Origin of the sequence: Moritella sp. 28 (genome assembly GCF_018219435.1) — a bacterium.
Classification (GTDB): domain Bacteria; phylum Pseudomonadota; class Gammaproteobacteria; order Enterobacterales; family Moritellaceae; genus Moritella.
In genome coordinates this window covers 4,738,719-4,763,917 of sequence record NZ_CP056121.1, presented here as the reverse complement: position 1 = coordinate 4,763,917, position 25,199 = coordinate 4,738,719, and the positions used below count along the sequence as shown (strand labels likewise).

The 25,199-nt window shown below is 43.3% G+C and carries 15 protein-coding genes and 7 rRNA genes; 16 read left to right on the top strand and 6 right to left on the bottom strand.

Annotated elements, in window-relative coordinates; all coding sequences use genetic code 11:
* Window positions 1-276 precede the first annotated feature (276 nt).
* The 8 genes from HWV02_RS21215 to HWV02_RS21180 all read left to right on the top strand — a co-directional run bounded on the left by HWV02_RS21215 (window position 277) and on the right by HWV02_RS21180 (window position 11,478).
* Window positions 277-1,821: ribosomal RNA gene (locus HWV02_RS21215) — 16S ribosomal RNA — on the top strand.
* A 291-nt stretch (window positions 1,822-2,112) separates the two neighbouring features.
* Window positions 2,113-5,004, top strand: a 23S ribosomal RNA gene (locus HWV02_RS21210).
* A gap of 140 nt (window positions 5,005-5,144) precedes the next feature.
* A 5S ribosomal RNA gene (gene rrf, locus HWV02_RS21205) occupies window positions 5,145-5,260 on the top strand.
* A gap of 289 nt (window positions 5,261-5,549) precedes the next feature.
* Window positions 5,550-7,094, top strand: a 16S ribosomal RNA gene (locus HWV02_RS21200).
* 291 nt (window positions 7,095-7,385) lie between these two features.
* Window positions 7,386-10,277 (top strand): 23S ribosomal RNA (locus HWV02_RS21195).
* 140 nt (window positions 10,278-10,417) lie between these two features.
* Window positions 10,418-10,533, top strand: a 5S ribosomal RNA gene (gene rrf / locus HWV02_RS21190).
* A gap of 95 nt (window positions 10,534-10,628) precedes the next feature.
* Window positions 10,629-10,744 (top strand): 5S ribosomal RNA (rrf, locus tag HWV02_RS21185).
* Together the 16S, 23S and 5S rRNA genes form the textbook arrangement of a ribosomal RNA operon.
* 173 nt (window positions 10,745-10,917) lie before the next feature.
* Window positions 10,918-11,478 carry a DUF1415 domain-containing protein gene (locus HWV02_RS21180; protein ID WP_211677767.1) on the top strand — a complete coding sequence of 187 codons (561 nt, stop codon included), beginning with the start codon at window positions 10,918-10,920 and terminating at the stop codon, window positions 11,476-11,478.
* 60 nt (window positions 11,479-11,538) lie between these two features.
* Here the strand turns inward: HWV02_RS21180 and pyrI are convergent, their stop codons facing one another.
* Window positions 11,539-12,000 (bottom strand): aspartate carbamoyltransferase regulatory subunit, encoded by a 462-nt coding sequence (gene pyrI / locus HWV02_RS21175; protein ID WP_211677766.1) that lies wholly within the window; start codon window positions 11,998-12,000, stop codon window positions 11,539-11,541.
* Between the two features lie 4 nt (window positions 12,001-12,004).
* On the bottom strand, window positions 12,005-12,937 hold the full coding sequence (pyrB, locus tag HWV02_RS21170; RefSeq protein WP_211680357.1) for an aspartate carbamoyltransferase: 933 nt from the start codon (window positions 12,935-12,937) through the stop codon (window positions 12,005-12,007).
* 337 nt (window positions 12,938-13,274) lie between these two features.
* Here pyrB and HWV02_RS21165 point away from each other — a divergent pair, with 337 nt between their 5' ends.
* The 8 genes from HWV02_RS21165 to tuf all read left to right on the top strand — a co-directional run bounded on the left by HWV02_RS21165 (window position 13,275) and on the right by tuf (window position 19,325).
* Window positions 13,275-13,658: a RidA family protein gene (locus HWV02_RS21165; RefSeq protein ID WP_211677765.1), complete on the top strand. Its 384-nt coding sequence runs from the start codon at window positions 13,275-13,277 to the stop codon at window positions 13,656-13,658.
* A gap of 12 nt (window positions 13,659-13,670) precedes the next feature.
* Window positions 13,671-14,069: a sulfurtransferase complex subunit TusD gene (tusD, locus tag HWV02_RS21160; protein WP_211677764.1), complete on the top strand. Its 399-nt coding sequence runs from the start codon at window positions 13,671-13,673 to the stop codon at window positions 14,067-14,069.
* A gap of 22 nt (window positions 14,070-14,091) precedes the next feature.
* A complete protein-coding gene (tusC, locus tag HWV02_RS21155; RefSeq protein ID WP_211677763.1) occupies window positions 14,092-14,448 on the top strand; it encodes a sulfurtransferase complex subunit TusC in 357 nt (118 codons plus the stop codon).
* Window positions 14,449-14,462: 14 nt separating this feature from the next.
* On the top strand, window positions 14,463-14,753 hold the full coding sequence (tusB, locus tag HWV02_RS21150) for a sulfurtransferase complex subunit TusB (RefSeq protein WP_211689286.1): 291 nt from the start codon (window positions 14,463-14,465) through the stop codon (window positions 14,751-14,753).
* 228 nt (window positions 14,754-14,981) lie between these two features.
* Window positions 14,982-15,356, top strand: a complete 375-nt coding sequence (gene rpsL / locus HWV02_RS21145; RefSeq protein ID WP_006033662.1) for a 30S ribosomal protein S12 — start codon at window positions 14,982-14,984, stop codon at window positions 15,354-15,356.
* An 84-nt stretch (window positions 15,357-15,440) separates the two neighbouring features.
* The gene (rpsG, locus tag HWV02_RS21140; RefSeq protein WP_017223615.1) at window positions 15,441-15,914 is read left to right on the top strand and encodes a 30S ribosomal protein S7; all 474 of its coding nucleotides are present in this window, start codon (window positions 15,441-15,443) and stop codon (window positions 15,912-15,914) included.
* A gap of 68 nt (window positions 15,915-15,982) precedes the next feature.
* Window positions 15,983-18,076: an elongation factor G gene (gene fusA, locus HWV02_RS21135; protein ID WP_211677762.1), complete on the top strand. Its 2,094-nt coding sequence runs from the start codon at window positions 15,983-15,985 to the stop codon at window positions 18,074-18,076.
* A 64-nt stretch (window positions 18,077-18,140) separates the two neighbouring features.
* The gene (gene tuf, locus HWV02_RS21130; protein ID WP_211677761.1) at window positions 18,141-19,325 is read left to right on the top strand and encodes an elongation factor Tu; all 1,185 of its coding nucleotides are present in this window, start codon (window positions 18,141-18,143) and stop codon (window positions 19,323-19,325) included.
* A 149-nt stretch (window positions 19,326-19,474) separates the two neighbouring features.
* On the opposite strand, the gene HWV02_RS21125 is transcribed toward tuf, so the two are convergent.
* The 4 genes from HWV02_RS21125 to hslO all read right to left on the bottom strand — a co-directional run bounded on the left by HWV02_RS21125 (window position 19,475) and on the right by hslO (window position 25,195).
* Complete coding sequence (locus HWV02_RS21125) at window positions 19,475-21,814, bottom strand: Tex family protein (RefSeq protein ID WP_211689285.1); 2,340 nt, start codon at window positions 21,812-21,814, stop codon at window positions 19,475-19,477.
* Window positions 21,815-21,862: 48 nt separating this feature from the next.
* On the bottom strand, window positions 21,863-22,348 hold the full coding sequence (gene greB / locus HWV02_RS21120) for a transcription elongation factor GreB (RefSeq protein WP_211677759.1): 486 nt from the start codon (window positions 22,346-22,348) through the stop codon (window positions 21,863-21,865).
* Window positions 22,349-22,518: 170 nt separating this feature from the next.
* Window positions 22,519-24,150: a phosphoenolpyruvate carboxykinase (ATP) gene (gene pckA / locus HWV02_RS21115; RefSeq protein ID WP_211677758.1), complete on the bottom strand. Its 1,632-nt coding sequence runs from the start codon at window positions 24,148-24,150 to the stop codon at window positions 22,519-22,521.
* 163 nt (window positions 24,151-24,313) lie between these two features.
* Window positions 24,314-25,195, bottom strand: coding sequence for an Hsp33 family molecular chaperone HslO (gene hslO / locus HWV02_RS21110; protein ID WP_211689284.1), 882 nt, complete (start codon window positions 25,193-25,195; stop codon window positions 24,314-24,316).
* Window positions 25,196-25,199: the final 4 nt, after the last annotated feature.

Below are 25,199 nucleotides of genomic sequence, written 5' to 3'. Positions count from 1 at the left end.
ACAATTCTTAAATAACATTCTATGAGTGTTATTTTAAAATTGTAGTGCGTAAAGCACACAATCAGACCGTAAGGTCAATGCTCTTTAACAATTTATTCAAGCAATCTGTGTGAGCACTTGCAGAGATATAATGACCAAAAATTATATCAATGTAATTGTGAACATTAAATTAAATCGAAAGATTTGGTTTTATAAACAACAAACCTCGGTTTGTTGTTGAAGTACAGAATTCATTGAGCCGACTTAATCAACATCGTTGATTAGTCAAAAAACTTTTAATTGAAGAGTTTGATCATGGCTCAGATTGAACGCTGGCGGTAGGCTTAACACATGCAAGTCGAGCGGAAACGAAGAATAGCTTGCTATTCTGGCGTCGAGCGGCGGACGGGTGAGTAATGCTTGGGAATCTGCCTAGTCGAGGGGGACAACAGTTGGAAACGACTGCTAATACCGCATACGACCTACGGGTGAAAGGGGGCCTCTTCTTGAAAGCTCTCGCGACTAGATGAGCCCAAGTGGGATTAGCTTGTTGGTGAGGTAAGAGCTCACCAAGGCGACGATCCCTAGCTGGTCTGAGAGGATGATCAGCCACACTGGAACTGAGACACGGTCCAGACTCCTACGGGAGGCAGCAGTGGGGAATATTGCACAATGGGGGAAACCCTGATGCAGCCATACCGCGTGTATGAAGAAGGCCTTAGGGTTGTAAAGTACTTTCAGCGAGGAGGAAAGGCAGTAGATTAATACTCTACTGCTGTGACGTTACTCGCAGAAGAAGCACCGGCTAACTCCGTGCCAGCAGCCGCGGTAATACGGAGGGTGCAAGCGTTAATCGGAATTACTGGGCGTAAAGCGCATGCAGGCGGTTTGTTAAGCGAGATGTGAAAGCCCCGGGCTCAACCTGGGAACTGCATTTCGAACTGGCAAACTAGAGTTCTTGAGAGGGTGGTAGAATTTCAGGTGTAGCGGTGAAATGCGTAGAGATCTGAAGGAATACCAGTGGCGAAGGCGGCCACCTGGCAAGTAACTGACGCTCAGATGCGAAAGCGTGGGTAGCAAACGGGATTAGATACCCCGGTAGTCCACGCCGTAAACGATGTCTACTCGGAGTTTGGTTCCTTGAGAACTGGGCTCTTAAGCTAACGCATTAAGTAGACCGCCTGGGGAGTACGGCCGCAAGGTTAAAACTCAAATGAATTGACGGGGGCCCGCACAAGCGGTGGAGCATGTGGTTTAATTCGATGCAACGCGAAGAACCTTACCTACTCTTGACATCCATAGAACTTTTCAGAGATGAATTGGTGCCTTCGGGAACTATGAGACAGGTGCTGCATGGCTGTCGTCAGCTCGTGTTGTGAAATGTTGGGTTAAGTCCCGCAACGAGCGCAACCCTTATCCTTATTTGCCAGCACGTAATGGTGGGAACTCTAAGGAGACTGCCGGTGATAAACCGGAGGAAGGTGGGGACGACGTCAAGTCATCATGGCCCTTACGAGTAGGGCTACACACGTGCTACAATGGCGCATACAAAGGGCTGCAAACCAGCAATGGTAAGCGAATCCCATAAAGTGCGTCGTAGTCCGGATTGGGGTCTGCAACTCGACCCCATGAAGTCGGAATCGCTAGTAATCGTGAATCAGAATGTCACGGTGAATACGTTCCCGGGCCTTGTACACACCGCCCGTCACACCATGGGAGTGGGCTGCACCAGAAGTCATTAGCTTAACCTTCGGGAGGGCGATGACCACGGTGTGGTTCATGACTGGGGTGAAGTCGTAACAAGGTAGCCCTAGGGGAACCTGGGGCTGGATCACCTCCTTACGTAAAGTTGTTAATTTTTGTAAGTGCCCACACAAATTGCTTGAATAGAAAGTTGAATAGTATGTCTTACTAATAGTAAGACGCTAGTAAGCAAAGATAAGCAATCGCTTGTTTATCTTTGCTTTTTAGCAAATTGCTCTTTAAAAATTTGGAAAGCTGAATAAATAAAGAAGTTCTTAAAACACGTTATTGCTTCGGCAATAACAATATAGTGTTCTTGAGTATTCTTGAGGCGAAAAAAACTAGATAATACCTAGTTATTTCAATTGTACGGTCGACTTTAGATTGTATGGTTAAGTGACTAAGCGTATACGGTGGATGCCTAGGCAGTCAGAGGCGATGAAGGACGTGTTAATCTGCGTTAAGCTGTGGGGAGTTGATAAAAAGCGTTAATCCACAGATTTCCGAATGGGGGAACCCACTCTACTTTGTAGAGTATCGTAACGTGAATACATAGCGTTACGAAGCGAACCGGGAGAACTGAAACATCTAAGTACCCCGAGGAAAAGAAATCAATAGAGATACCCTTAGTAGCGGCGAGCGAACGGGGTCTAGCCCTTAAGCAGTTTGGAAGTTAGTGGAAGATTCTGGAAAGTTTCACGATACAGGGTGATAGTCCCGTACATGAAAACGACCTTACTGTGAAATCGAGTAGGACGGCACACGTGATATGCTGTTTGAATATGGGAGGACCATCTTCCAAGGCTAAATACTACTGACTGACCGATAGTGAACCAGTACCGTGAGGGAAAGGCGAAAAGAACCCCTGTGAGGGGAGTGAAATAGAACCTGAAACCGTATACGTACAAGCAGTGGGAGCAGACTTGTTCTGTGACTGCGTACCTTTTGTATAATGGGTCAACGACTTAATTTCAGTAGCAAGGTTAAGCGAATAGCGGAGCCGTAGGGAAACCGAGTGTTAACTGCGCGAATAGTTGCTGGGATTAGACCCGAAACCCGGTGATCTAGCCATGGGCAGGTTGAAGGTTGAGTAACATCAACTGGAGGACCGAACCGACTAATGTTGAAAAATTAGCGGATGACTTGTGGCTGGGGGTGAAAGGCCAATCAAACCGGGAGATAGCTGGTTCTCCTCGAAAGCTATTTAGGTAGCGCCTCGCGTCTAACTATTGGGGGTAGAGCACTGTTAAGGCTAGGGGGTCATCCCGACTTACCAACCCTTTGCAAACTCCGAATACCAATAAGTTCAATCGCGGGAGACACACGGCGGGTGCTAACGTCCGTCGTGGAAAGGGAAACAACCCAGACCGTCAGCTAAGGTCCCAAAGTGTATGTTAAGTGGGAAACGATGTGGAAAGGCTCAGACAGCCAGGAAGTTGGCTTAGAAGCAGCCATCTTTTAAAGAAAGCGTAATAGCTCACTGGTCGAGTCGGTCTGCGCGGAAGATTTAACGGGGCTAAACATACCACCGAAGCTACGGATGCAAGACTTGTTCTTGCATGGTAGAGGAGCGTTCTGTAAGCCGTCGAAGGTGAGTTGAGAAGCTTGCTGGAGGTATCAGAAGTGCGAATGTTGACATGAGTAACGATAATGGGGGTGAAAAACCTCCACGCCGAAAGACCAAGGGTTCCTGTCCAACGTTAATCGGGGCAGGGTGAGTCGACCCCTAAGGCGAGGCCGAAAGGCGTAGTCGATGGGAAACAGGTTAATATTCCTGTACTCACTTATATTGCGATGGGGTGACGGAGAAGGTTAGGCTAGCATGGCGATGGTTGTCCATGTTTAAGGTTGTAGGCTGTGTGCTTAGGTAAATCCGGGCGCACATTAAGGCTGAGAGCTGATGACGAGTCTCTACGGAGATGAAGTAGTTGATACCCGGCTTCCAGGAAAAACCTCTAAGCTTCAGATATAAGAGAATCGTACCCCAAACCGACACAGGTGGTTAGGTAGAGAATACTAAGGCGCTTGAGAGAACTCGGGTGAAGGAACTAGGCAAAATGGTACCGTAACTTCGGGAGAAGGTACGCCGATGATGGTGAAGGACTTGCTCCGTAAGCTATTGTCGGTCGCAGAGAAATGGTGGCTGCAACTGTTTATTAAAAACACAGCACTGTGCAAAATCGAAAGATGACGTATACGGTGTGACGCCTGCCCGGTGCCGGAAGGTTAATTGATTGGGTTAGACTTAGGTCGAAGCTCATGATCGAAGCCCCGGTAAACGGCGGCCGTAACTATAACGGTCCTAAGGTAGCGAAATTCCTTGTCGGGTAAGTTCCGACCTGCACGAATGGCGTAATGATGGCCACGCTGTCTCCACCCGAGACTCAGTGAAATTGAAATCGCTGTTAAGATGCAGTGTACCCGCGGCTAGACGGAAAGACCCCGTGAACCTTTACTATAGCTTGGCACTGAACATTGAACCTACATGTGTAGGATAGGTGGGAGACGTTGAAGCATTGTCGCTAGATGATGTGGAGTCAACCTTGAAATACCACCCTTGTACGTTTGATGTTCTAACGTAGGCCCCTTATCGGGGTTGCGGACAGTGTCTGGTGGGTAGTTTGACTGGGGCGGTCTCCTCCCAAAGAGTAACGGAGGAGCACGAAGGTTGGCTAAACATGGTTGGACATCATGTGGTTAGTGCAAAGGCATAAGCCAGCTTAACTGCGAGACAGACACGTCGAGCAGGTACGAAAGTAGGTCTTAGTGATCCGGTGGTTCTGAATGGAAGGGCCATCGCTCAACGGATAAAAGGTACTCCGGGGATAACAGGCTGATACCGCCCAAGAGTTCATATCGACGGCGGTGTTTGGCACCTCGATGTCGGCTCATCACATCCTGGGGCTGAAGTTGGTCCCAAGGGTATGGCTGTTCGCCATTTAAAGTGGTACGCGAGCTGGGTTTAGAACGTCGTGAGACAGTTCGGTCCCTATCTGCCGTGGGCGTTTGAGAATTGAGAGGAGCTGCTCCTAGTACGAGAGGACCGGAGTGGACGAACCACTGGTGTTCGGGTTGTTATGCCAATAGCATTGCCCGGTAGCTAAGTTCGGAACTGATAACCGCTGAAAGCATCTAAGCGGGAAGCAGGCCTCGAGATGAGTTCTCACTGGGACTTTAAGTCCCCTGAAGGGCCGTTGGAGACTACAACGTTGATAGGCAAGGTGTGTAAGTGCTGTGAGGCATTGAGCTAACTTGTACTAATTACCCGTGAGGCTTAACCATACAAATTAAAGTATGATTAATTGAAATACGACTTAAGAATTGATTGAACACTACTATTTATCGAAAGATAGGTTTTAAAGACTTCTTTATTTATAGCTTTTCAGATTTTAAAGATACAACTTGAAAGCAAACCAAATTTGCTTGGTGACCATAGTGTTGCGGTACCACCTGATCCCATTCCGAACTCAGTAGTGAAACGTAATAACGCCGATGGTAGTGTGGGGCTTCCCCATGTGAGAGTAGGGCATCGCCAAGCGCCAAATTAAATTGTTGTAACGATAGTTACAGCAATTTTCAGATAACACTCCTTGAGTGATATTTGAAAATTGCCGTGTTTAACACGCCAATGCTCTTTAACAATTTATTCAAGCAATCTGTGTGAGCACTTGCAGAGATATAATGACCAAAAATTATATCAATGTAATTGTGAACATTAAATTAAATCGAAAGATTTGGTTTTATAAACAACAAACCTCGGTTTGTTGTTGAAGTACAGAATTCATTGAGCCGACTTAATCAACATCGTTGATTAGTCAAAAAACTTTTAATTGAAGAGTTTGATCATGGCTCAGATTGAACGCTGGCGGTAGGCTTAACACATGCAAGTCGAGCGGAAACGAAGAATAGCTTGCTATTCTGGCGTCGAGCGGCGGACGGGTGAGTAATGCTTGGGAATCTGCCTAGTCGAGGGGGACAACAGTTGGAAACGACTGCTAATACCGCATACGACCTACGGGTGAAAGGGGGCCTCTTCTTGAAAGCTCTCGCGACTAGATGAGCCCAAGTGGGATTAGCTTGTTGGTGAGGTAAGAGCTCACCAAGGCGACGATCCCTAGCTGGTCTGAGAGGATGATCAGCCACACTGGAACTGAGACACGGTCCAGACTCCTACGGGAGGCAGCAGTGGGGAATATTGCACAATGGGGGAAACCCTGATGCAGCCATACCGCGTGTATGAAGAAGGCCTTAGGGTTGTAAAGTACTTTCAGCGAGGAGGAAAGGCAGTAGATTAATACTCTACTGCTGTGACGTTACTCGCAGAAGAAGCACCGGCTAACTCCGTGCCAGCAGCCGCGGTAATACGGAGGGTGCAAGCGTTAATCGGAATTACTGGGCGTAAAGCGCATGCAGGCGGTTTGTTAAGCGAGATGTGAAAGCCCCGGGCTCAACCTGGGAACTGCATTTCGAACTGGCAAACTAGAGTTCTTGAGAGGGTGGTAGAATTTCAGGTGTAGCGGTGAAATGCGTAGAGATCTGAAGGAATACCAGTGGCGAAGGCGGCCACCTGGCAAGTAACTGACGCTCAGATGCGAAAGCGTGGGTAGCAAACGGGATTAGATACCCCGGTAGTCCACGCCGTAAACGATGTCTACTCGGAGTTTGGTTCCTTGAGAACTGGGCTCTTAAGCTAACGCATTAAGTAGACCGCCTGGGGAGTACGGCCGCAAGGTTAAAACTCAAATGAATTGACGGGGGCCCGCACAAGCGGTGGAGCATGTGGTTTAATTCGATGCAACGCGAAGAACCTTACCTACTCTTGACATCCATAGAACTTTTCAGAGATGAATTGGTGCCTTCGGGAACTATGAGACAGGTGCTGCATGGCTGTCGTCAGCTCGTGTTGTGAAATGTTGGGTTAAGTCCCGCAACGAGCGCAACCCTTATCCTTATTTGCCAGCACGTAATGGTGGGAACTCTAAGGAGACTGCCGGTGATAAACCGGAGGAAGGTGGGGACGACGTCAAGTCATCATGGCCCTTACGAGTAGGGCTACACACGTGCTACAATGGCGCATACAAAGGGCTGCAAACCAGCAATGGTAAGCGAATCCCATAAAGTGCGTCGTAGTCCGGATTGGGGTCTGCAACTCGACCCCATGAAGTCGGAATCGCTAGTAATCGTGAATCAGAATGTCACGGTGAATACGTTCCCGGGCCTTGTACACACCGCCCGTCACACCATGGGAGTGGGCTGCACCAGAAGTCATTAGCTTAACCTTCGGGAGGGCGATGACCACGGTGTGGTTCATGACTGGGGTGAAGTCGTAACAAGGTAGCCCTAGGGGAACCTGGGGCTGGATCACCTCCTTACGTAAAGTTGTTAATTTTTGTAAGTGCCCACACAAATTGCTTGAATAGAAAGTTGAATAGTATGTCTTACTAATAGTAAGACGCTAGTAAGCAAAGATAAGCAATCGCTTGTTTATCTTTGCTTTTTAGCAAATTGCTCTTTAAAAATTTGGAAAGCTGAATAAATAAAGAAGTTCTTAAAACACGTTATTACTTCGGTAATAACAATATAGTGTTCTTGAGTATTCTTGAGGCGAAAAAAACTAGATAATACCTAGTTATTTCAATTGTACGGTCGACTTTAGATTGTATGGTTAAGTGACTAAGCGTATACGGTGGATGCCTAGGCAGTCAGAGGCGATGAAGGACGTGTTAATCTGCGTTAAGCTGTGGGGAGTTGATAAAAAGCGTTAATCCACAGATTTCCGAATGGGGGAACCCACTCTACTTTGTAGAGTATCGTAACGTGAATACATAGCGTTACGAAGCGAACCGGGAGAACTGAAACATCTAAGTACCCCGAGGAAAAGAAATCAATAGAGATACCCTTAGTAGCGGCGAGCGAACGGGGTCTAGCCCTTAAGCAGTTTGGAAGTTAGTGGAAGATTCTGGAAAGTTTCACGATACAGGGTGATAGTCCCGTACATGAAAACGACCTTACTGTGAAATCGAGTAGGACGGCACACGTGATATGCTGTTTGAATATGGGAGGACCATCTTCCAAGGCTAAATACTACTGACTGACCGATAGTGAACCAGTACCGTGAGGGAAAGGCGAAAAGAACCCCTGTGAGGGGAGTGAAATAGAACCTGAAACCGTATACGTACAAGCAGTGGGAGCAGACTTGTTCTGTGACTGCGTACCTTTTGTATAATGGGTCAACGACTTAATTTCAGTAGCAAGGTTAAGCGAATAGCGGAGCCGTAGGGAAACCGAGTGTTAACTGCGCGAATAGTTGCTGGGATTAGACCCGAAACCCGGTGATCTAGCCATGGGCAGGTTGAAGGTTGAGTAACATCAACTGGAGGACCGAACCGACTAATGTTGAAAAATTAGCGGATGACTTGTGGCTGGGGGTGAAAGGCCAATCAAACCGGGAGATAGCTGGTTCTCCTCGAAAGCTATTTAGGTAGCGCCTCGCGTCTAACTATTGGGGGTAGAGCACTGTTAAGGCTAGGGGGTCATCCCGACTTACCAACCCTTTGCAAACTCCGAATACCAATAAGTTCAATCGCGGGAGACACACGGCGGGTGCTAACGTCCGTCGTGGAAAGGGAAACAACCCAGACCGTCAGCTAAGGTCCCAAAGTGTATGTTAAGTGGGAAACGATGTGGAAAGGCTCAGACAGCCAGGAAGTTGGCTTAGAAGCAGCCATCTTTTAAAGAAAGCGTAATAGCTCACTGGTCGAGTCGGTCTGCGCGGAAGATTTAACGGGGCTAAACATACCACCGAAGCTACGGATGCAAGACTTGTTCTTGCATGGTAGAGGAGCGTTCTGTAAGCCGTCGAAGGTGAGTTGAGAAGCTTGCTGGAGGTATCAGAAGTGCGAATGTTGACATGAGTAACGATAATGGGGGTGAAAAACCTCCACGCCGAAAGACCAAGGGTTCCTGTCCAACGTTAATCGGGGCAGGGTGAGTCGACCCCTAAGGCGAGGCCGAAAGGCGTAGTCGATGGGAAACAGGTTAATATTCCTGTACTCACTTATATTGCGATGGGGTGACGGAGAAGGTTAGGCTAGCATGGCGATGGTTGTCCATGTTTAAGGTTGTAGGCTGTGTGCTTAGGTAAATCCGGGCGTACATTAAGGCTGAGAGCTGATGACGAGTCTCTACGGAGATGAAGTAGTTGATACCCGGCTTCCAGGAAAAACCTCTAAGCTTCAGATATAAGAGAATCGTACCCCAAACCGACACAGGTGGTTAGGTAGAGAATACTAAGGCGCTTGAGAGAACTCGGGTGAAGGAACTAGGCAAAATGGTACCGTAACTTCGGGAGAAGGTACGCCGATGATGGTGAAGGACTTGCTCCGTAAGCTATTGTCGGTCGCAGAGAAATGGTGGCTGCAACTGTTTATTAAAAACACAGCACTGTGCAAAATCGAAAGATGACGTATACGGTGTGACGCCTGCCCGGTGCCGGAAGGTTAATTGATTGGGTTAGACTTAGGTCGAAGCTCATGATCGAAGCCCCGGTAAACGGCGGCCGTAACTATAACGGTCCTAAGGTAGCGAAATTCCTTGTCGGGTAAGTTCCGACCTGCACGAATGGCGTAATGATGGCCACGCTGTCTCCACCCGAGACTCAGTGAAATTGAAATCGCTGTTAAGATGCAGTGTACCCGCGGCTAGACGGAAAGACCCCGTGAACCTTTACTATAGCTTGGCACTGAACATTGAACCTACATGTGTAGGATAGGTGGGAGACGTTGAAGCATTGTCGCTAGATGATGTGGAGTCAACCTTGAAATACCACCCTTGTACGTTTGATGTTCTAACGTAGGCCCCTTATCGGGGTTGCGGACAGTGTCTGGTGGGTAGTTTGACTGGGGCGGTCTCCTCCCAAAGAGTAACGGAGGAGCACGAAGGTTGGCTAAACATGGTTGGACATCATGTGGTTAGTGCAAAGGCATAAGCCAGCTTAACTGCGAGACAGACACGTCGAGCAGGTACGAAAGTAGGTCTTAGTGATCCGGTGGTTCTGAATGGAAGGGCCATCGCTCAACGGATAAAAGGTACTCCGGGGATAACAGGCTGATACCGCCCAAGAGTTCATATCGACGGCGGTGTTTGGCACCTCGATGTCGGCTCATCACATCCTGGGGCTGAAGTTGGTCCCAAGGGTATGGCTGTTCGCCATTTAAAGTGGTACGCGAGCTGGGTTTAGAACGTCGTGAGACAGTTCGGTCCCTATCTGCCGTGGGCGTTTGAGAATTGAGAGGAGCTGCTCCTAGTACGAGAGGACCGGAGTGGACGAACCACTGGTGTTCGGGTTGTTATGCCAATAGCATTGCCCGGTAGCTAAGTTCGGAACTGATAACCGCTGAAAGCATCTAAGCGGGAAGCAGGCCTCGAGATGAGTTCTCACTGGGACTTTAAGTCCCCTGAAGGGCCGTTGGAGACTACAACGTTGATAGGCAAGGTGTGTAAGTGCTGTGAGGCATTGAGCTAACTTGTACTAATTACCCGTGAGGCTTAACCATACAAATTAAAGTATGATTAATTGAAATACGACTTAAGAATTGATTGAACACTACTATTTATCGAAAGATAGGTTTTAAAGACTTCTTTATTTATAGCTTTTCAGATTTTAAAGATACAACTTGAAAGCAAACCAAATTTGCTTGGTGACCATAGTGTTGCGGTACCACCTGATCCCATTCCGAACTCAGTAGTGAAACGTAATAACGCCGATGGTAGTGTGGGGCTTCCCCATGTGAGAGTAGGGCATCGCCAAGCGCCAATTACTATTTATTCAAACCTAGTCTGAATAAATATTGTTTAAGACGTAGTCTTAAACAAGAGCAGATGATTCGTAAGACTCGAAAAATTTGTTTGGTGACCATAGTGTTGCGGTACCACCTGATCCCATTCCGAACTCAGTAGTGAAACGTAATAACGCCGATGGTAGTGTGGGGCTTCCCCATGTGAGAGTAGGGCATCGCCAAACGTCAAATTAGATTCAAGACTAATCTTGAACAAAAAAAGCCGATATCATTGATATCGGCTTTTTTTATACCTGTAAATTATTAACTGTTAAAGTTAAAATATACTTTCACCACTTTAGGTTAAATCACTAATTTTGTGGTTAACGAATTTAATTCATATATTTAGGATCCTTGTATGACTGATAACCATGAGATAATTAAGTTACAGACGCTAAAATGGGTGAAAGATATTATTGTGAAATACAATATTTGCCCTTTTGCGAAAAAAGAATTAGAGCGAAAAACAATTCATTGTGCAGTACTTGATGGGACTGATTTAACTGAGTTATTAGAATGTGTTAATGCTGAATTTATTCGTTTAGATACCAATGAAGAGATAGCTACAACATTAGTTGTTATTCCTAAATTGAGTAGCAATTTTGATGATTTCCTCGATCTAATTGATTATGCGAACGATTTATTGGAAATGCAGGACTACGAAGGTGTTTATCAATTAGCGCATATGCATCCTAAGTATCGTTTTGATGACACGACAATGCAAGATGCTGCTAACTTTACTAATCGCTCACCTTATCCGATACTGCACATTATTCGTGAAGATGAGATGGCGCGCGTATTGAGAGTATTCCCGAACCCTGAGGAAATCCCTGAACGTAATGTTGAATTATTACGAAAGAAAGGATTTAAGGAAATTAAAGCGGAATTAGAAGCGTGTTTTGACGTGAAAACCAAATAATTCTATAAAGCGTTTATAACAGAGCTGTATCAGTGAGAAGCAGCTCTGTATTAATTTAAGTTAAACTTGCTCTGTTACAATCTCTTTTGAGAAAGTTTTCTCACAATACTTACATTTCAAACCGATATTACCTTTGATCATTTTAATGGTGAAAGATGAAATAACTGGTTCTCCGTGTGTAATACAATTTGAGTTTGGACACGGGAATACGTTTTCAACGTCTTTTGGCAATGCTAACGCATGCTTATCTGTCACCTCGAAATTTTCAATTATATTGATGGTTGCATTTGGTGCAAGCAGTGCTAATTGATTAGCTTGTGACTTGGTTATCTCAGTGTTTTCAACTTTAATTAAATCTTTGGTCGCACCATTATGAGTTGGAAGGTTAAAACCAACGGTAACACGCTGCTTGGTATTTGTAAGACTAAATAGTCTTAGGATCTTCACACCTTGTCCTGATGGGATGTGATCGATAACGTAGCCATTACAGATAGCTTCTACTTGCATGTGATTGCTTTTCATTATCTTATCCTTCAATTGTTTCGTTTAATACAAGAGCAAGTAATGCTTCACGTGCGTAGACACCATTTTCAGCTTGCTGGAAGTAATACGCGTATGGCGTTTTGTCCACATCGACAGTGATTTCATCAACACGTGGTAATGGGTGAAGCACTTTTAAATTATCTTTCGCATTCTTTAATGAACTGGCTGATAAAATAAAACCAGCTTTCATGTGTTGATACTCTGTCTCATCAAAACGTTCTTTTTGTACGCGAGTCATGTACAACACGTCGATTTCAGGCACGACTTCTTCAATCGAGTTATAACAGGCATAGCTGATATCGTGCTCATCAAGCTCGTCACAGATATATTCAGGCATCGCCAATGCATCTGGTGCAATGAAATAGAACTTGCAGCCACTGAACTTAGCAAGGGCTTGTGCTAAAGAATGAACTGTTCGACCGTATTTAAGATCTCCCACCAATGCGATATTTAAATTATCTAAACGGCCTTGTGTTTCGTAAATAGAGAATAGGTCGAGTAATGTTTGTGTGGGATGTTGATTAGAGCCATCACCGCCGTTAATTACGGGAACGTTGGAAAATTCTGATGCCAGTCTTGCTGCACCTTCTTGAGGGTGGCGCATCACAAATGCATCCGCATAGCTTGAGATCACACTGATTGAATCGGCAAGCGTTTCACCTTTTTTCGCAAGTGATGTGTTACCAGCATTATCAAAGCCAATAACAGTCCCACCTAATCGTTGGATCGCCGTTTCGAATGATAATCGTGTTCGTGTTGATGCTTCAAAGAAACAGCTCGCAATTACTTTGTTTTTTAAAAGTTCGGGCTGTGGCTGTTTTTTTAGTTTTGCCGCAGTTTTAACAATAAGTTCTAGCTCATTACGTGACATATCATTGATAGATACTATATGTTTTCTAAATAACGGATTTACCATTTTTGTGCCCTGATGATCAGAATTATCCAAAAAAAAGCCTCATATGAATAGTTATGAGGCTTTACAAGTTTGCATGCATAGGGAGAGGGTTCTATGGTCTAATGATATGAACATTCGTTAATCCTCTAATCCGCTAAACACAATAGGTAATTTTAGCTTAAAATAAAAACGACAGAAAGCACTAATCAAATTAATTTTATGTAAAAAAACCTATAAAGTTTAAACTATTCGTTGCTCTAGATTTGCTTATTATGCGTGTTATTAAATATAATGCGTATAAATAGTGCAATATACTCGCTCTAAATATGGGAGCATTGATAAATTTATGGAACTTACAATGAGTAAAAAAATCATTTCTACAACGAATGCACCTGCTGCAATTGGTCCGTACTCACAAGCTAATCAACTTGGTAATATGGTTTTTACTTCAGGACAGATCCCATTAGTGGCAGAGACGATGGACATTATTGAAGGTGGCGTGAAAGAGCAAGCTGAATTAGTAATGGAAAATCTAATGGCAGTACTAAAAGCGGCGAATGCAAGTGCCGATACAGTAATCAAGACAACATGTTTCCTGAGTGATATGAATGATTTTGTTACTTTCAATGAAGTGTACGCACGTTATTTCCCTGAGAACGCACCAGCACGTTCATGTGTTGAAGTAGCTCGTTTACCGAAAGATGTATTAGTTGAAGTTGAAGCTATCGCTTACACGCTTTAATTAGGCCTATTTATGTCTAAATCGGTCACTATTGCTGTGCTTGTTACAGGTCCAGCATATGGTAGTCAAGATGCTTTAAGCGCCTATCATTATGTTAAATCAGCGATTGAGTTAGGTCATACTATTCAGCGCGTATTTTTTTATAATGATGGTGTGCTTAATGGTTCAACGCTGACATCTCCAGCTGCGGATGAATTTGATTTATATAATGCTTGGCTTTTGATGGCTCGTGAGCATCTATTTCCTTTAGATATATGTTCAGGTGCAGCGCTAAGGCGTGGTGTTATTGATCAAAATGAAGCGGATAGGACTGGGAAGAATCAGTTTAATCTTGAGTTACCATTTCAATTAACCGGGTTAGGTCAATTAGCAGAGTCGATTATGACTGCTGATCGGGTTATCCAGTTTTAATTATCTACATTTGGTTGAAAATATGTTGAGAGCCGCGTTTGTTACTCGTCAAGTTCCTCATGGTACGAGTCTAGCCAGAGAAACACAAGACGCCATCCTTGCTACGTCTGCATTAACGGAAGAGTTAAGTGTTTTTTTTATTGGCGATGGCGTTTATCAGTTAGTCTGTAATCAAAAGCCTCAAAATATCGCTTGTCGGGATTTTTCGCCTACATTTGGACTGTTTGACTTATATGATATCGAAAACATTTATGTGTGCGCTGACTCGCTTCTAGAGCGAGGTATAAGCGATATTGAGTTGATTATCGATGCTGAACGTTTATCACAGCTAGAAATTAATCAGCGAATACGCCAGCATGCTATTATTTTGAATTTTTGATTGGTGATAACATCATGCTTCACATTATTAAATCGTCGCCGTTCTCAAAAAACACATTTATTGACAGCCTAGCTTATCTCAATGAGGGTGATGCGCTGCTCTTTATTCAAGATGCTGTCGTCATTACGGCATCACAGCATAAATATGCTAAAATACTTCAAGATCTCCTACCAAAGATAAGTGTTTACACTTTAACTGAAGATCTGGATGCGAGAGGGTTAAAATGTATGCTAGGTCAGCAAGTTAGCTATCTAGAATTTGTTAATCTTACTGTGTCGCATTTACAAGTACAGACTTGGAATTAAAGAAGCTTAACTGTACGAATTTTCATTGTTGCCCTATGAACTATGGGTAAGTTTTTATCTAGTAGTGTTGTAAATGCGGTTTATTTACGATTTATTGGTGAATAAACTGATTTATTTTCAATAATACTGTTCTTATGCTTGACAGCTAAAGGCGCAATGACTAAAATTCTGCGTCCCTATATTAGGGATGATTTTTCACACGTAAAAAACTCAACGGAGCTATTTTAAATGGCAACTACTAACCAATTAGTACGCAAGCCTCGCGTAAGAAACGTTACAAAAACTAACGTTCCTGCTCTTGAAGCTTGTCCACAACGTCGTGGTGTTTGTACTCGCGTATACACTACTACTCCTAAAAAACCTAACTCGGCTCTACGTAAAGTAGCTCGTGTTCGTCTAACTAACGGTTATGAAGTAACTTCATACATCGGTGGTGAAGGCCATAACCTTCAAGAACACAGCGTGATCCTAATCCGTGGCGGTCGTGTTAAAGATTTACCGGGTGTTCGTTACCATACAGTTCGTGGTGCGCTAGATACAGCTGGTGTTAGTGACCGTCGTAAAGGTCGTTCTAAATACGGTACTAAACGCCCTAAGAATTAATAATTCTTCGTTTAGTAAGGCCAAGCAAACTGTTAACTATTTATTAGTTTTGGGTAATACCTGAAGCACAACGAGGAATAAGAGATGCCAAGACGTCGCGTCGTAGCTAAAAGAGAAATTTTAGCAGATCCAAAATTCGGATCAGAAATTCTAGCAAAATTCATCAACATCGTAATGGTAGACGGTAAAAAATCTACTTCAGAAGCGATTGTATACGGTGCGCTAGAAACTATCTCTACTAAAAGTGAAGATAAAACACACCTAGAGCTTTTCGAAATCGCTTTAGACAATGTTCGTCCATCGGTTGAGGTTAAATCTCGCCGTGTTGGTGGTTCAACTTACCAAGTGCCTGTAGAAGTTCGTCCTTCTCGTCGTAATGCACTAGCTATGCGTTGGTTAGTTGAAGCAGCACGTAAACGTGGTGAAAAATCAATGGCTGCTCGTCTAGCTGGAGAGCTATTCGACGCTGCTGAAAACAAAGGTTCTGCGGTTAAGAAACGTGAAGACGTTCACCGTATGGCTGACGCGAATAAAGCATTTGCTCACTATCGCTGGTAATTTTTGGACGCAGATTTTAAATCTGCGTCAATTACTTTCTGTCTAGGTTTCCTAGTAAGGGATTTATTGTGGCACGTACAACTCCGATCGAGCTCTACCGAAATATTGGTATTTGTGCTCACGTTGATGCGGGTAAAACTACAACTACAGAACGAATTCTGTTCTATACTGGCCTTTCACATAAGATGGGTGAAGTTCATGATGGCGCAGCCACTATGGATTGGATGGAACAGGAGCAGGAGCGTGGTATTACCATTACTTCTGCTGCGACAACAACAATGTGGAAAGGTATGGATGCGAAATTTAAGCAGCACCGTATCAACATCATTGATACTCCGGGACACGTTGACTTCACGATTGAAGTAGAACGTTCTTTACGAGTCCTTGATGGCGCAGTTGTCGTGTTTTGTGGTGCATCAGGTGTTGAACCACAATCTGAAACGGTTTGGCGTCAAGCTAATAAATATCAAGTACCACGTATCGTATTCGTTAATAAGATGGATCGTACAGGTGCTGATTTTGAAGCTGTTATTGACCAAATTCGTAATCGCCTGGGCGCGACTTGCGTTCCTATCCAGTTAAACATTGGTGCGGAAGAAGAGTTTGAAGGCGTAATTGATTTAATTAAGATGAAATCAATTAGCTGGAATGAAGCAGATCAAGGTATGTCATTTAGTTATGGCGATATTCCTGCTGGTCTACTTGAGCGTGCAGAAGAATTACATGAAGAATTGGTTGATGCTGCCGCCGAAGCTAACGATGAGCTTATGGATAAATACCTTGAAGAAGGTGAATTATCTGAAGAAGAAATTAAAGCGGGTTTACGTCAACGCACGCTGAACAACGAGATCGTACTTGCGACTTGTGGTTCTGCCTTTAAAAATAAAGGTGTACAAGCGGTACTTGACGCCGTGGTTGAATTTCTTCCTAGCCCAACGGAAGTGAAAGATATCAATGGTATTGATGATAACGAGAACGAAATTACTTGTCCATCAAGTGATGACGCTCCCTTTGCTGCATTAGCCTTTAAGATCGCGACAGACCCATTCGTAGGTACGCTTACGTTCCTGCGGGTGTATTCTGGGGTGGTCAATACGGGCGATGGCGTTTATAATTCTGTTAAGCAGAAGCGTGAACGTTTAGGTCGTATTGTGCAAATGCATGCCAATGATCGTCAAGAATTGAAAGAAATACGTGCCGGCGATATTGCTGCGGCAATTGGTCTTAAGGACGTCACTACTGGTGATACGCTTTGTGATACTAATCATAAAGTAATTCTTGAGCGTATGGATTTTCCGGAACCGGTTATCCAAATTGCTGTAGAGCCTAAAACAGTAGCCGACCAAGATAAGATGGCTATCGCCCTAAGTAAATTAGCGGCGGAAGATCCATCGTTCCGTGTTGAAACTGACGAAGAGTCAGCGCAAATTCTGATATCTGGTATGGGTGAACTTCACCTGGATATTATTGTTGACCGTATGCGTCGTGAGTTTAACGTTGAATGCAACGTTGGTAAGCCTCAGGTTGCATATCGTGAATCAATTCGTGATTCGGTTGAAGCAGAAGGTAAATTCATTCGCGAATTAGGCGGGAAAGGTCAATATGGCCATGTTCTGCTGAAATTAGAACCGCTTGAAGCGGGTGCTGGTTTTGAATTTGTGGATGCAATCGTTGATGGTGAAGTTCCTCGTGAATTCATTCCAGCGGTAGAAAAAGGTTGTAAAGAACAGATGGACCAAGGTGTGTTAGCTGGATATCCTATCATGGATGTTCGTGTTACACTCTACGGTGGTTCATTTCACGATGTTGATTCCAATGAAATGGCATTCAAGGTCGCGGGTTCTTTTGGTTGCAGACAAGGCGCATTGGATGCAAATCCAGCCTTGCTTGAGCCAATGATGAAAGTTGAAATTACCACTCCTGAGGGGTGGATGGGTGATGTTGTTGGTGACGTAAGCCGTCGTCGCGGCATGATCGATGGTATGGATGATGGCCACTCAGGTCTTAAAATTATTCATGCTAAGGTTCCGTTATCTGAAATGTTCGGTTATGCAACTGCACTACGTTCAGCTACACAGGGCCGCGCTTCGTATTCAATGGAATTCCTTGAATACAATGAAGCACCTAAAAACATCGCTGACAAAATTATTGAAGCGAAATAAAGTTTAACTTTGGTAGTCTTTATCATAAGATAAAGGCTTAACTGATAATTAGAAGGTACACGTCGTGTCTAAAGAAAAATTTGTACGTAGTAATACCCACGTAAACGTAGGTACAATTGGTCACGTTGACCATGGTAAAACAACTCTAACAGCAGCAATCACAAACGTACTTGCAAAAGTATACGGTGGTGAAGCTAAAGATTTCGCATCAATCGATAACGCTCCTGAAGAAAGAGAACGTGGTATCACGATCAACACTTCTCACGTTGAATACGATACGCCTAACCGTCACTACGCACACGTAGATTGCCCAGGTCACGCGGATTACGTTAAAAACATGATTACTGGTGCTGCTCAAATGGACGGCGCTATCCTAGTTGTTGCTGCAACTGATGGTCCTATGCCACAAACACGTGAGCACATCCTGCTTTCACGTCAGGTTGGCGTTCCTTTCATCATCGTATTCATGAACAAATGTGATATGGTTGATGATGAAGAACTACTTGAACTAGTAGAAATGGAAGTTCGTGAACTTCTTTCTGAATATGACTTCCCAGGTGATGACCTACCAGTTATCCAGGGTTCTGCTCTTAAAGCACTTGAAGGCGAAAAAGAGTACGAAGACAAGATCATTGAACTAGCAGAAGCGCTAGATTCATACATCCCTGATCCAGAACGTGCTATCGATATGCCTTTCATTATGCCTATCGAAGACGTATTCTCAATCTCTGGTCGTGGTACTGTTGTAACTGGTCGTGTTGAGCAAGGTATCGTTAACGTTGGTGATGCAGTAGAAATCGTTGGTATCCGTGAAACTGTTACTACTACTTGTACTGGTGTTGAAATGTTCCGTAAACTGCTTGACGAAGGTCGTGCTGGTGAGAACATTGGTGCACTTCTACGTGGTACTAAACGTGAAGACGTTGAACGTGGTCAAGTACTAGCTAAGCCTGGTTCAATCACTCCACATACTAAGTTTGAATCTGAAGTATACGTACTTTCTAAAGAAGAGGGTGGTCGTCACACTCCTTTCTTTAAAGGTTACCGTCCACAGTTCTACTTCCGTACAACTGACATCACTGGTGCTGTAGAGCTTCCAGAAGGTGTTGAAATGGTTATGCCTGGTGACAACCTTAAGTTTGTTGTTGAGCTAATCAACCCAATCGCGATGGAAGAAGGTCTACGCTTCGCTATCCGTGAAGGTGGCCGTACTGTTGGTGCTGGTGTTGTTTCTAAAGTAATCGCTTAATTTCGATTAGTTTGAACAATATATAGAAAGGTCGCTTAGGCGACCTTTTTTTCATCTTCGATTTATGTCATTAATTGTTAGCAGAGAATAGCTAAAAAATGACGAACTAAGTTCGCCACATTTCATTTTATAACATAGTCATTTCACTATTAACGTTTCTTTGCATTTTTAAACGCGTCAGCAAAGGCATTGTTACCGAACGATGTATTTCTATTTTCAGTTTGATTCTGTTTTTTTGATTCTGGTTGCTTGTATGGTTTTGCTTTATTAACAACCGTTTGGTTCTTATCTGATTCTGAAGTATTACGTTGTACTATGTCATCATCTAACCGCATTGTGAGTGCGATACGCTTTCTGGCTATATCAATTTCTGTCACTTTAACTTTGACTACTTGACCAGCTTTCACAATCTCATGGGGATCTTTTACAAAACGGTTCGTTAGTGCAGAAATATGGACTAAACCATCCTGATGAACACCGATATCAACAAAGGCACCAAAGTTAGTCACATTACTGATTATACCCTCTAATAACATCCCTGGTTCTAAATCTGTTATTTTTTCAATACCGTCTTTGAATGTTGCTGTTTTGAATTCGGGTCTTGGATCTCGACCTGGTTTCTCTAGCTCTTGCAGAATGTCGATGACCGTTGGTATCCCCACTTTAGTATTTGTGTAATCTTGTGGATCAAGCGATCTCAGTATTTCACTATTACCAATAATATCGGTAATTTTTCTCCCTGTCTTTTGAGTAATCTCTTTCACGATGGAATATGACTCAGGATGAACTGCTGAGCTATCAAGCGGGTCTTTCGCGTTTAATATACGCAAGAATCCGGCACATTGTTCAAAAGCTTTAGGGCCTAATCTCGCAACTTTCTTTAGTTCACTACGTTTACTAAATGGACCGTTGTCATTACGATAATTAACAATGTTTTCAGCAATCGTTTTGTTCAATCCAGCAACACGAGAGAGTAGGGCTGCAGATGCTAAGTTAACATCAACACCGACTTTATTTACGCAATCTTCAATGACAATGTCGAGTTGCTTTGATAACAAGGTCTGGTTTACATCATGCTGATATTGACCAACACCAATTGCTTTCGGGTCGATTTTAACTAACTCGGCAAGTGGGTCTTGTAAACGACGGGCAATGGATACGGCTCCTCGAATAGAAACATCAAGCTGTGGAAATTCGTTGGCTGCTAACTCTGATGCAGAATAGACTGATGCGCCGGCTTCACTGACCATGATTTTTTGTAATTTAAGCTCAGGCTTCGCTTTAATTAACTCAGCGACTAACTTATCTGTTTCTCGAGATGCGGTGCCGTTACCAATACTGACTAACTCAACGTTATAGCGTTGGCACAAAGTCGCTAATGTCGACAGCGATTGTTGCCATTGCTTTTGTGGTACATGCGGATAGATGGTTGTGTGATCGAGTAATTTACCTGTTGCATCAACGATGGCAATTTTGGAACCTGTACGTAACCCGGGATCAAGTCCAAGTGTTACCTTTGGTCCCGCTGGCGATGCCATGAGCAATGCAGTTAGGTTGGCTGCGAATACTTTGATAGCTTCAACTTCCGCCGACTCTTTCATTTTACCGATAAGTTCAGTTTCTAATTGGCTGAGTAATTTTTGTTTCCAACTGCTGTGAACGACTGATTTTAACCATTCGTCAGCGGGTTTATTTTGATAATGAATCCCCAAATGTTTGGCGATGATTATTTCACAATAGCTGGTTGCATTTTTCTCGGTAAATTCAGGGTCTGCATTCAAACCTATTTGTAGCTCACCTTCATTTTTGCCGCGTAACATGGCTAACATGCGGTGTGATGGTACTTTGCTAATCCCCTCACTGTGGGCGAAATAATCTTTGAATTTACTGTCTTCTGTGGCTGTTTTTTTATTTTCTTTTGATTCAAGCGTTGCGTGAGAAAGTAACTGTTTACGGACTTTAGCAATCAGTTCTGCATCAACGCTCGCTTTTTCCATCAGGATAAATTTAGCTCCTTCTAATACTTGCTCTGGTTCAGCAAAATTAGTGTCTGATGTGATAAATTGTTTGGCGAGTTTGATCGGCTGCTGTTGTGGATTTGCAATCAGAGATTCTGCTAATGGTATTAATCCTGCTTCAATTGCTATTTGGCCCTTCGTACGGCGTTTGGTTTTAAAAGGTAGGTAGAGATCTTCTAAACGCGTTTTTGTTTCAGCATTATTGATAGCGGCGGTTAACTGCGGGGTTAACTTATCTTGTTCGGCAATATTTTTTAAAATTGTTTCACGGCGCGTTTCTAAGTCACGTAAGTAGGTCAGGCGCTGTTCTAATGTTCTTAATTGGCCATCATCTAAGCCTTCAGTGGCTTCTTTTCGATAGCGGGCGATAAAAGGGACGGTCGACCCGTCATCAAGTAGGGTAATTGCAGCGTTAACTTGGCGTACATGCGCATTAATTTCTTGCGCGATCAGAATAGCTAATTTAGACACTTTGGATCCTTAAAATGAATAGATTTGTGATGACATGAATACGGATGATTATTCTGTAAATGGGGTGTATTGGATCTTGTTGATGTACCACGTTTTACTACCCGCAGGCGTGTGCACTATCGCCTCATCATCAACTTGTTTCCCGATAAGGGCTTTTGCCATTGGTGAGTCGACTGTAATGAAATTACGTTTAGGGTCTAATTCGTCACGGCCGACAATGCGGCACTGGATTACCTTTCCATCATCATCTTCTAATTCGGCATAGGCGCCAAAATAGACTGTGCCATCTTGTTGTGGACGATAATCGACGATCTCTAATACTTCGAGGCGTTTAACTAAAAATCGAATTTCGCGGTCGATGGTTCGCAGTAAATGTTTATTTTCTTTGTAGTCAGCATTCTCACTGCGGTCACCTAGAGAAGCTGCCCAAGACACAACTTTTGTGACTCTTGGTCGTTCTTCTTTCCAGAGAAATTTAAGGCGTTTGTCTAAAGTTTCCCAGCCAACTCGGGTGATTAAGTTTGATATAGCCAATGCTATGACCTTCTTAAATTATATTGAAAAGAAATTATAGCAATAGCACAGCTGAATAGCTCATTTTCGTTATGGCAGGTAGAAAAAATGCCAGGTCGATTACTCGATACTGGCATTTTGTTCATGATTGCTCATTATTTAAATCGGTATAAACACAACTTAAATAAAGTTTAAAGTTGTGGACCAGCAGCAAGCAGTGCTTTGCCTTCTTCGTTGTCAGTGAACTTCTCGAAGTTGTTCACGAAACGTTTAGCAAGGTCAACGGCTTTCTCTTCCCATACATTTGCATCTTCGTATGTATCACGAGGGTCAAGAATCTTAGTATCACAACCTGGTAGTGTTGTTGGTACTTCTAAATTGAAGTAAGGGATCGTTTTACTTTCCACTTTTTCAATTGAGCCATCAAGAATTGCATCGATGATGGCACGCGTATCTTTAATTGAAATGCGTTTACCAGTGCCGTTCCAGCCAGTATTAACAAGGTAAGCTTGCGCGCCTGATGCTTCCATACGTTTAACAAGTTCTTGACCGTATTTCGTAGGGTGAAGTGATAGGAACGCAGCACCGAAGCATGCTGAGAATGTTGGTGTTGGTTCTGTAATACCACGCTCAGTGCCGGCTAATTTAGCGGTAAAACCTGATAGGAAGTGATATTTAGTTTGTTCTGGCGTTAGTTTAGATACTGGTGGTAAAACACCAAATGCATCTGCACTTAAGAAAATAACTTTATTTGCGTGACCGCCTTTTGAGATCGGCTTAACAATGTTTTCAATATGTTCGATAGGGTAAGAAACACGCGTGTTTTCTGTTTTCGAACCGTCGTTATAATCAACTACGCCACCGTCAAGTACGGTTACGTTTTCAAGTAATGCGTCACGACGAATTGCGCCGAATATTTCTGGCTCCGCTTCTGCACTTAACTTAATTGTTTTTGCGTAGCAACCACCTTCGAAGTTGAATACGCCATCATCATCCCAACCGTGTTCATCATCACCAATTAATTGGCGTTTTGGATCGGTTGATAATGTTGTTTTACCTGTACCAGATAAGCCAAAGAAGATTGCTGTTTCACCATCAGAACTTACGTTTGCTGAACAATGCATTGATGCAATACCTTGTAGTGGCAATAGGTAGTTCATATAAGAGAACATACCTTTTTTCATTTCGCCGCCGTACCAAGTACCGCCGATAAGTTGAATTTTCTCTGTTAAATTGAAAGCAACAAAGTTTTCAGAATTTAGGCCGTGCTTTTCCCAATCAGGGTTTGTGCACTTAGCACCATTCATTACCACGAAATCTGGTTCGTAAGTTGCTAATTCTGCTTCGGTTGGACGGATGAACATGTTCTTAACGAAATGCGCTTGCCATGCAACTTCGGTGATGAAACGAACTTTAATACGGGTATTGGCGTTAGCACCACAGTATGTATCAACAACGAATAAACGTTTTGTGGAAAGCTGTTGTGTTACGAGTGCTTTAAGATCATTCCATACGTCTTGAGAGATGGCTTTATTATCATTTTTACCTTGATCTGACCACCATACTGTATCGCGAGTTGTATCATCACGAACAATGTATTTATCTTTTGGTGAACGACCAGTGAAGATACCTGTATCAACTGCAACTGCACCTGATTCAGTAACAGTCCCTTTTTCATAACCTTCTAGACCTGCTTTTGTTTCTTCTGAAAAAAGTAGCTCGTAAGAAGGGTTATATACGATTTCTTCAACATCCTTGATGCCATATACCGATAGATCGATAGTGGCGCCAATAACTGTATTTTTATGTTTTACTTCTGTCATTGGTATCTCCTGGGGGTACAGAGTTTAATTTATTGTTTCAGATTAAATTAAGTTGGTTTGAAAATTAAATTTAATGAGTGCACTAACGGCACTCTTATTATTAAATTTAGCAGTATTAAACGATGTGCTGCGGTGTATTTGTTACACTCTTATTCCATCTTGTTTAATGTACAGGGTTGCCAATTTGCGGTGCATGTATATCTTCTACATCTCCTGCATTAAAAGCATAAAGCGAACCGCAATAATCGCAGTGCATCTCTATTTGTCCTTTTTCAGCAATAATATCAAGTAACTCTTCTTTTGCTACATTCAGTAATGCTGCTGCACTACGTTCATGTGAACAACCACATTTAAATGACACGGTTTGTGGATCGAATAAGCGTACTTTTTCTTGGTGATAAAGTCGTACTAGCACATCTTCAGCATCAAGATTAAATAATTCATCATCTTTTATCGTTTCAGTTAATGCTGCGAGGTGTTCAAAATCTTCGTGTGAACTTTTCTTGTCGTCTGATGCTGGTAATTTTTGTAGCATCATGCCCGCAGCTTGTTTTCTATAGCCAACTTTACCAGTACGGAACCACAAACGTGTTGTTAGTTGTTCAGACTGTTCGAAGTATTGTTCCAAACATTCTTGTAAAGTCTCGCCACCAAGATCAACGATACCTTGATAACGTTCGCCTTTGTCTGGTGAGATAGTAATAACCATTACTCCTTTACCAATCAATTCTTTTACATTGTTTGTGTCTGGTACTGAACCATTCCAGCGAGCCACACCACGTAATTCAAGATCTTCATTACCATTAATAACAGCAAGTGTCACTGGACCGTCACCTTGTAACTGAACCGTGATAGAGCCTTTAAATTTTAATGTCGCTGTTAATAGACTTGCTGCAACTTGTAACTCACCGAGTAGGCGCTGAACAGGTCTTGGATAATTTAGGTTTTCTAAAATATCAATAAAGCTTTGTTCAAGTTGTACAATCTCACCACGTACTTGGTGATCTTCAAACAGGTAACGGTGTAATAAATCTTTCTGGCTCATAATA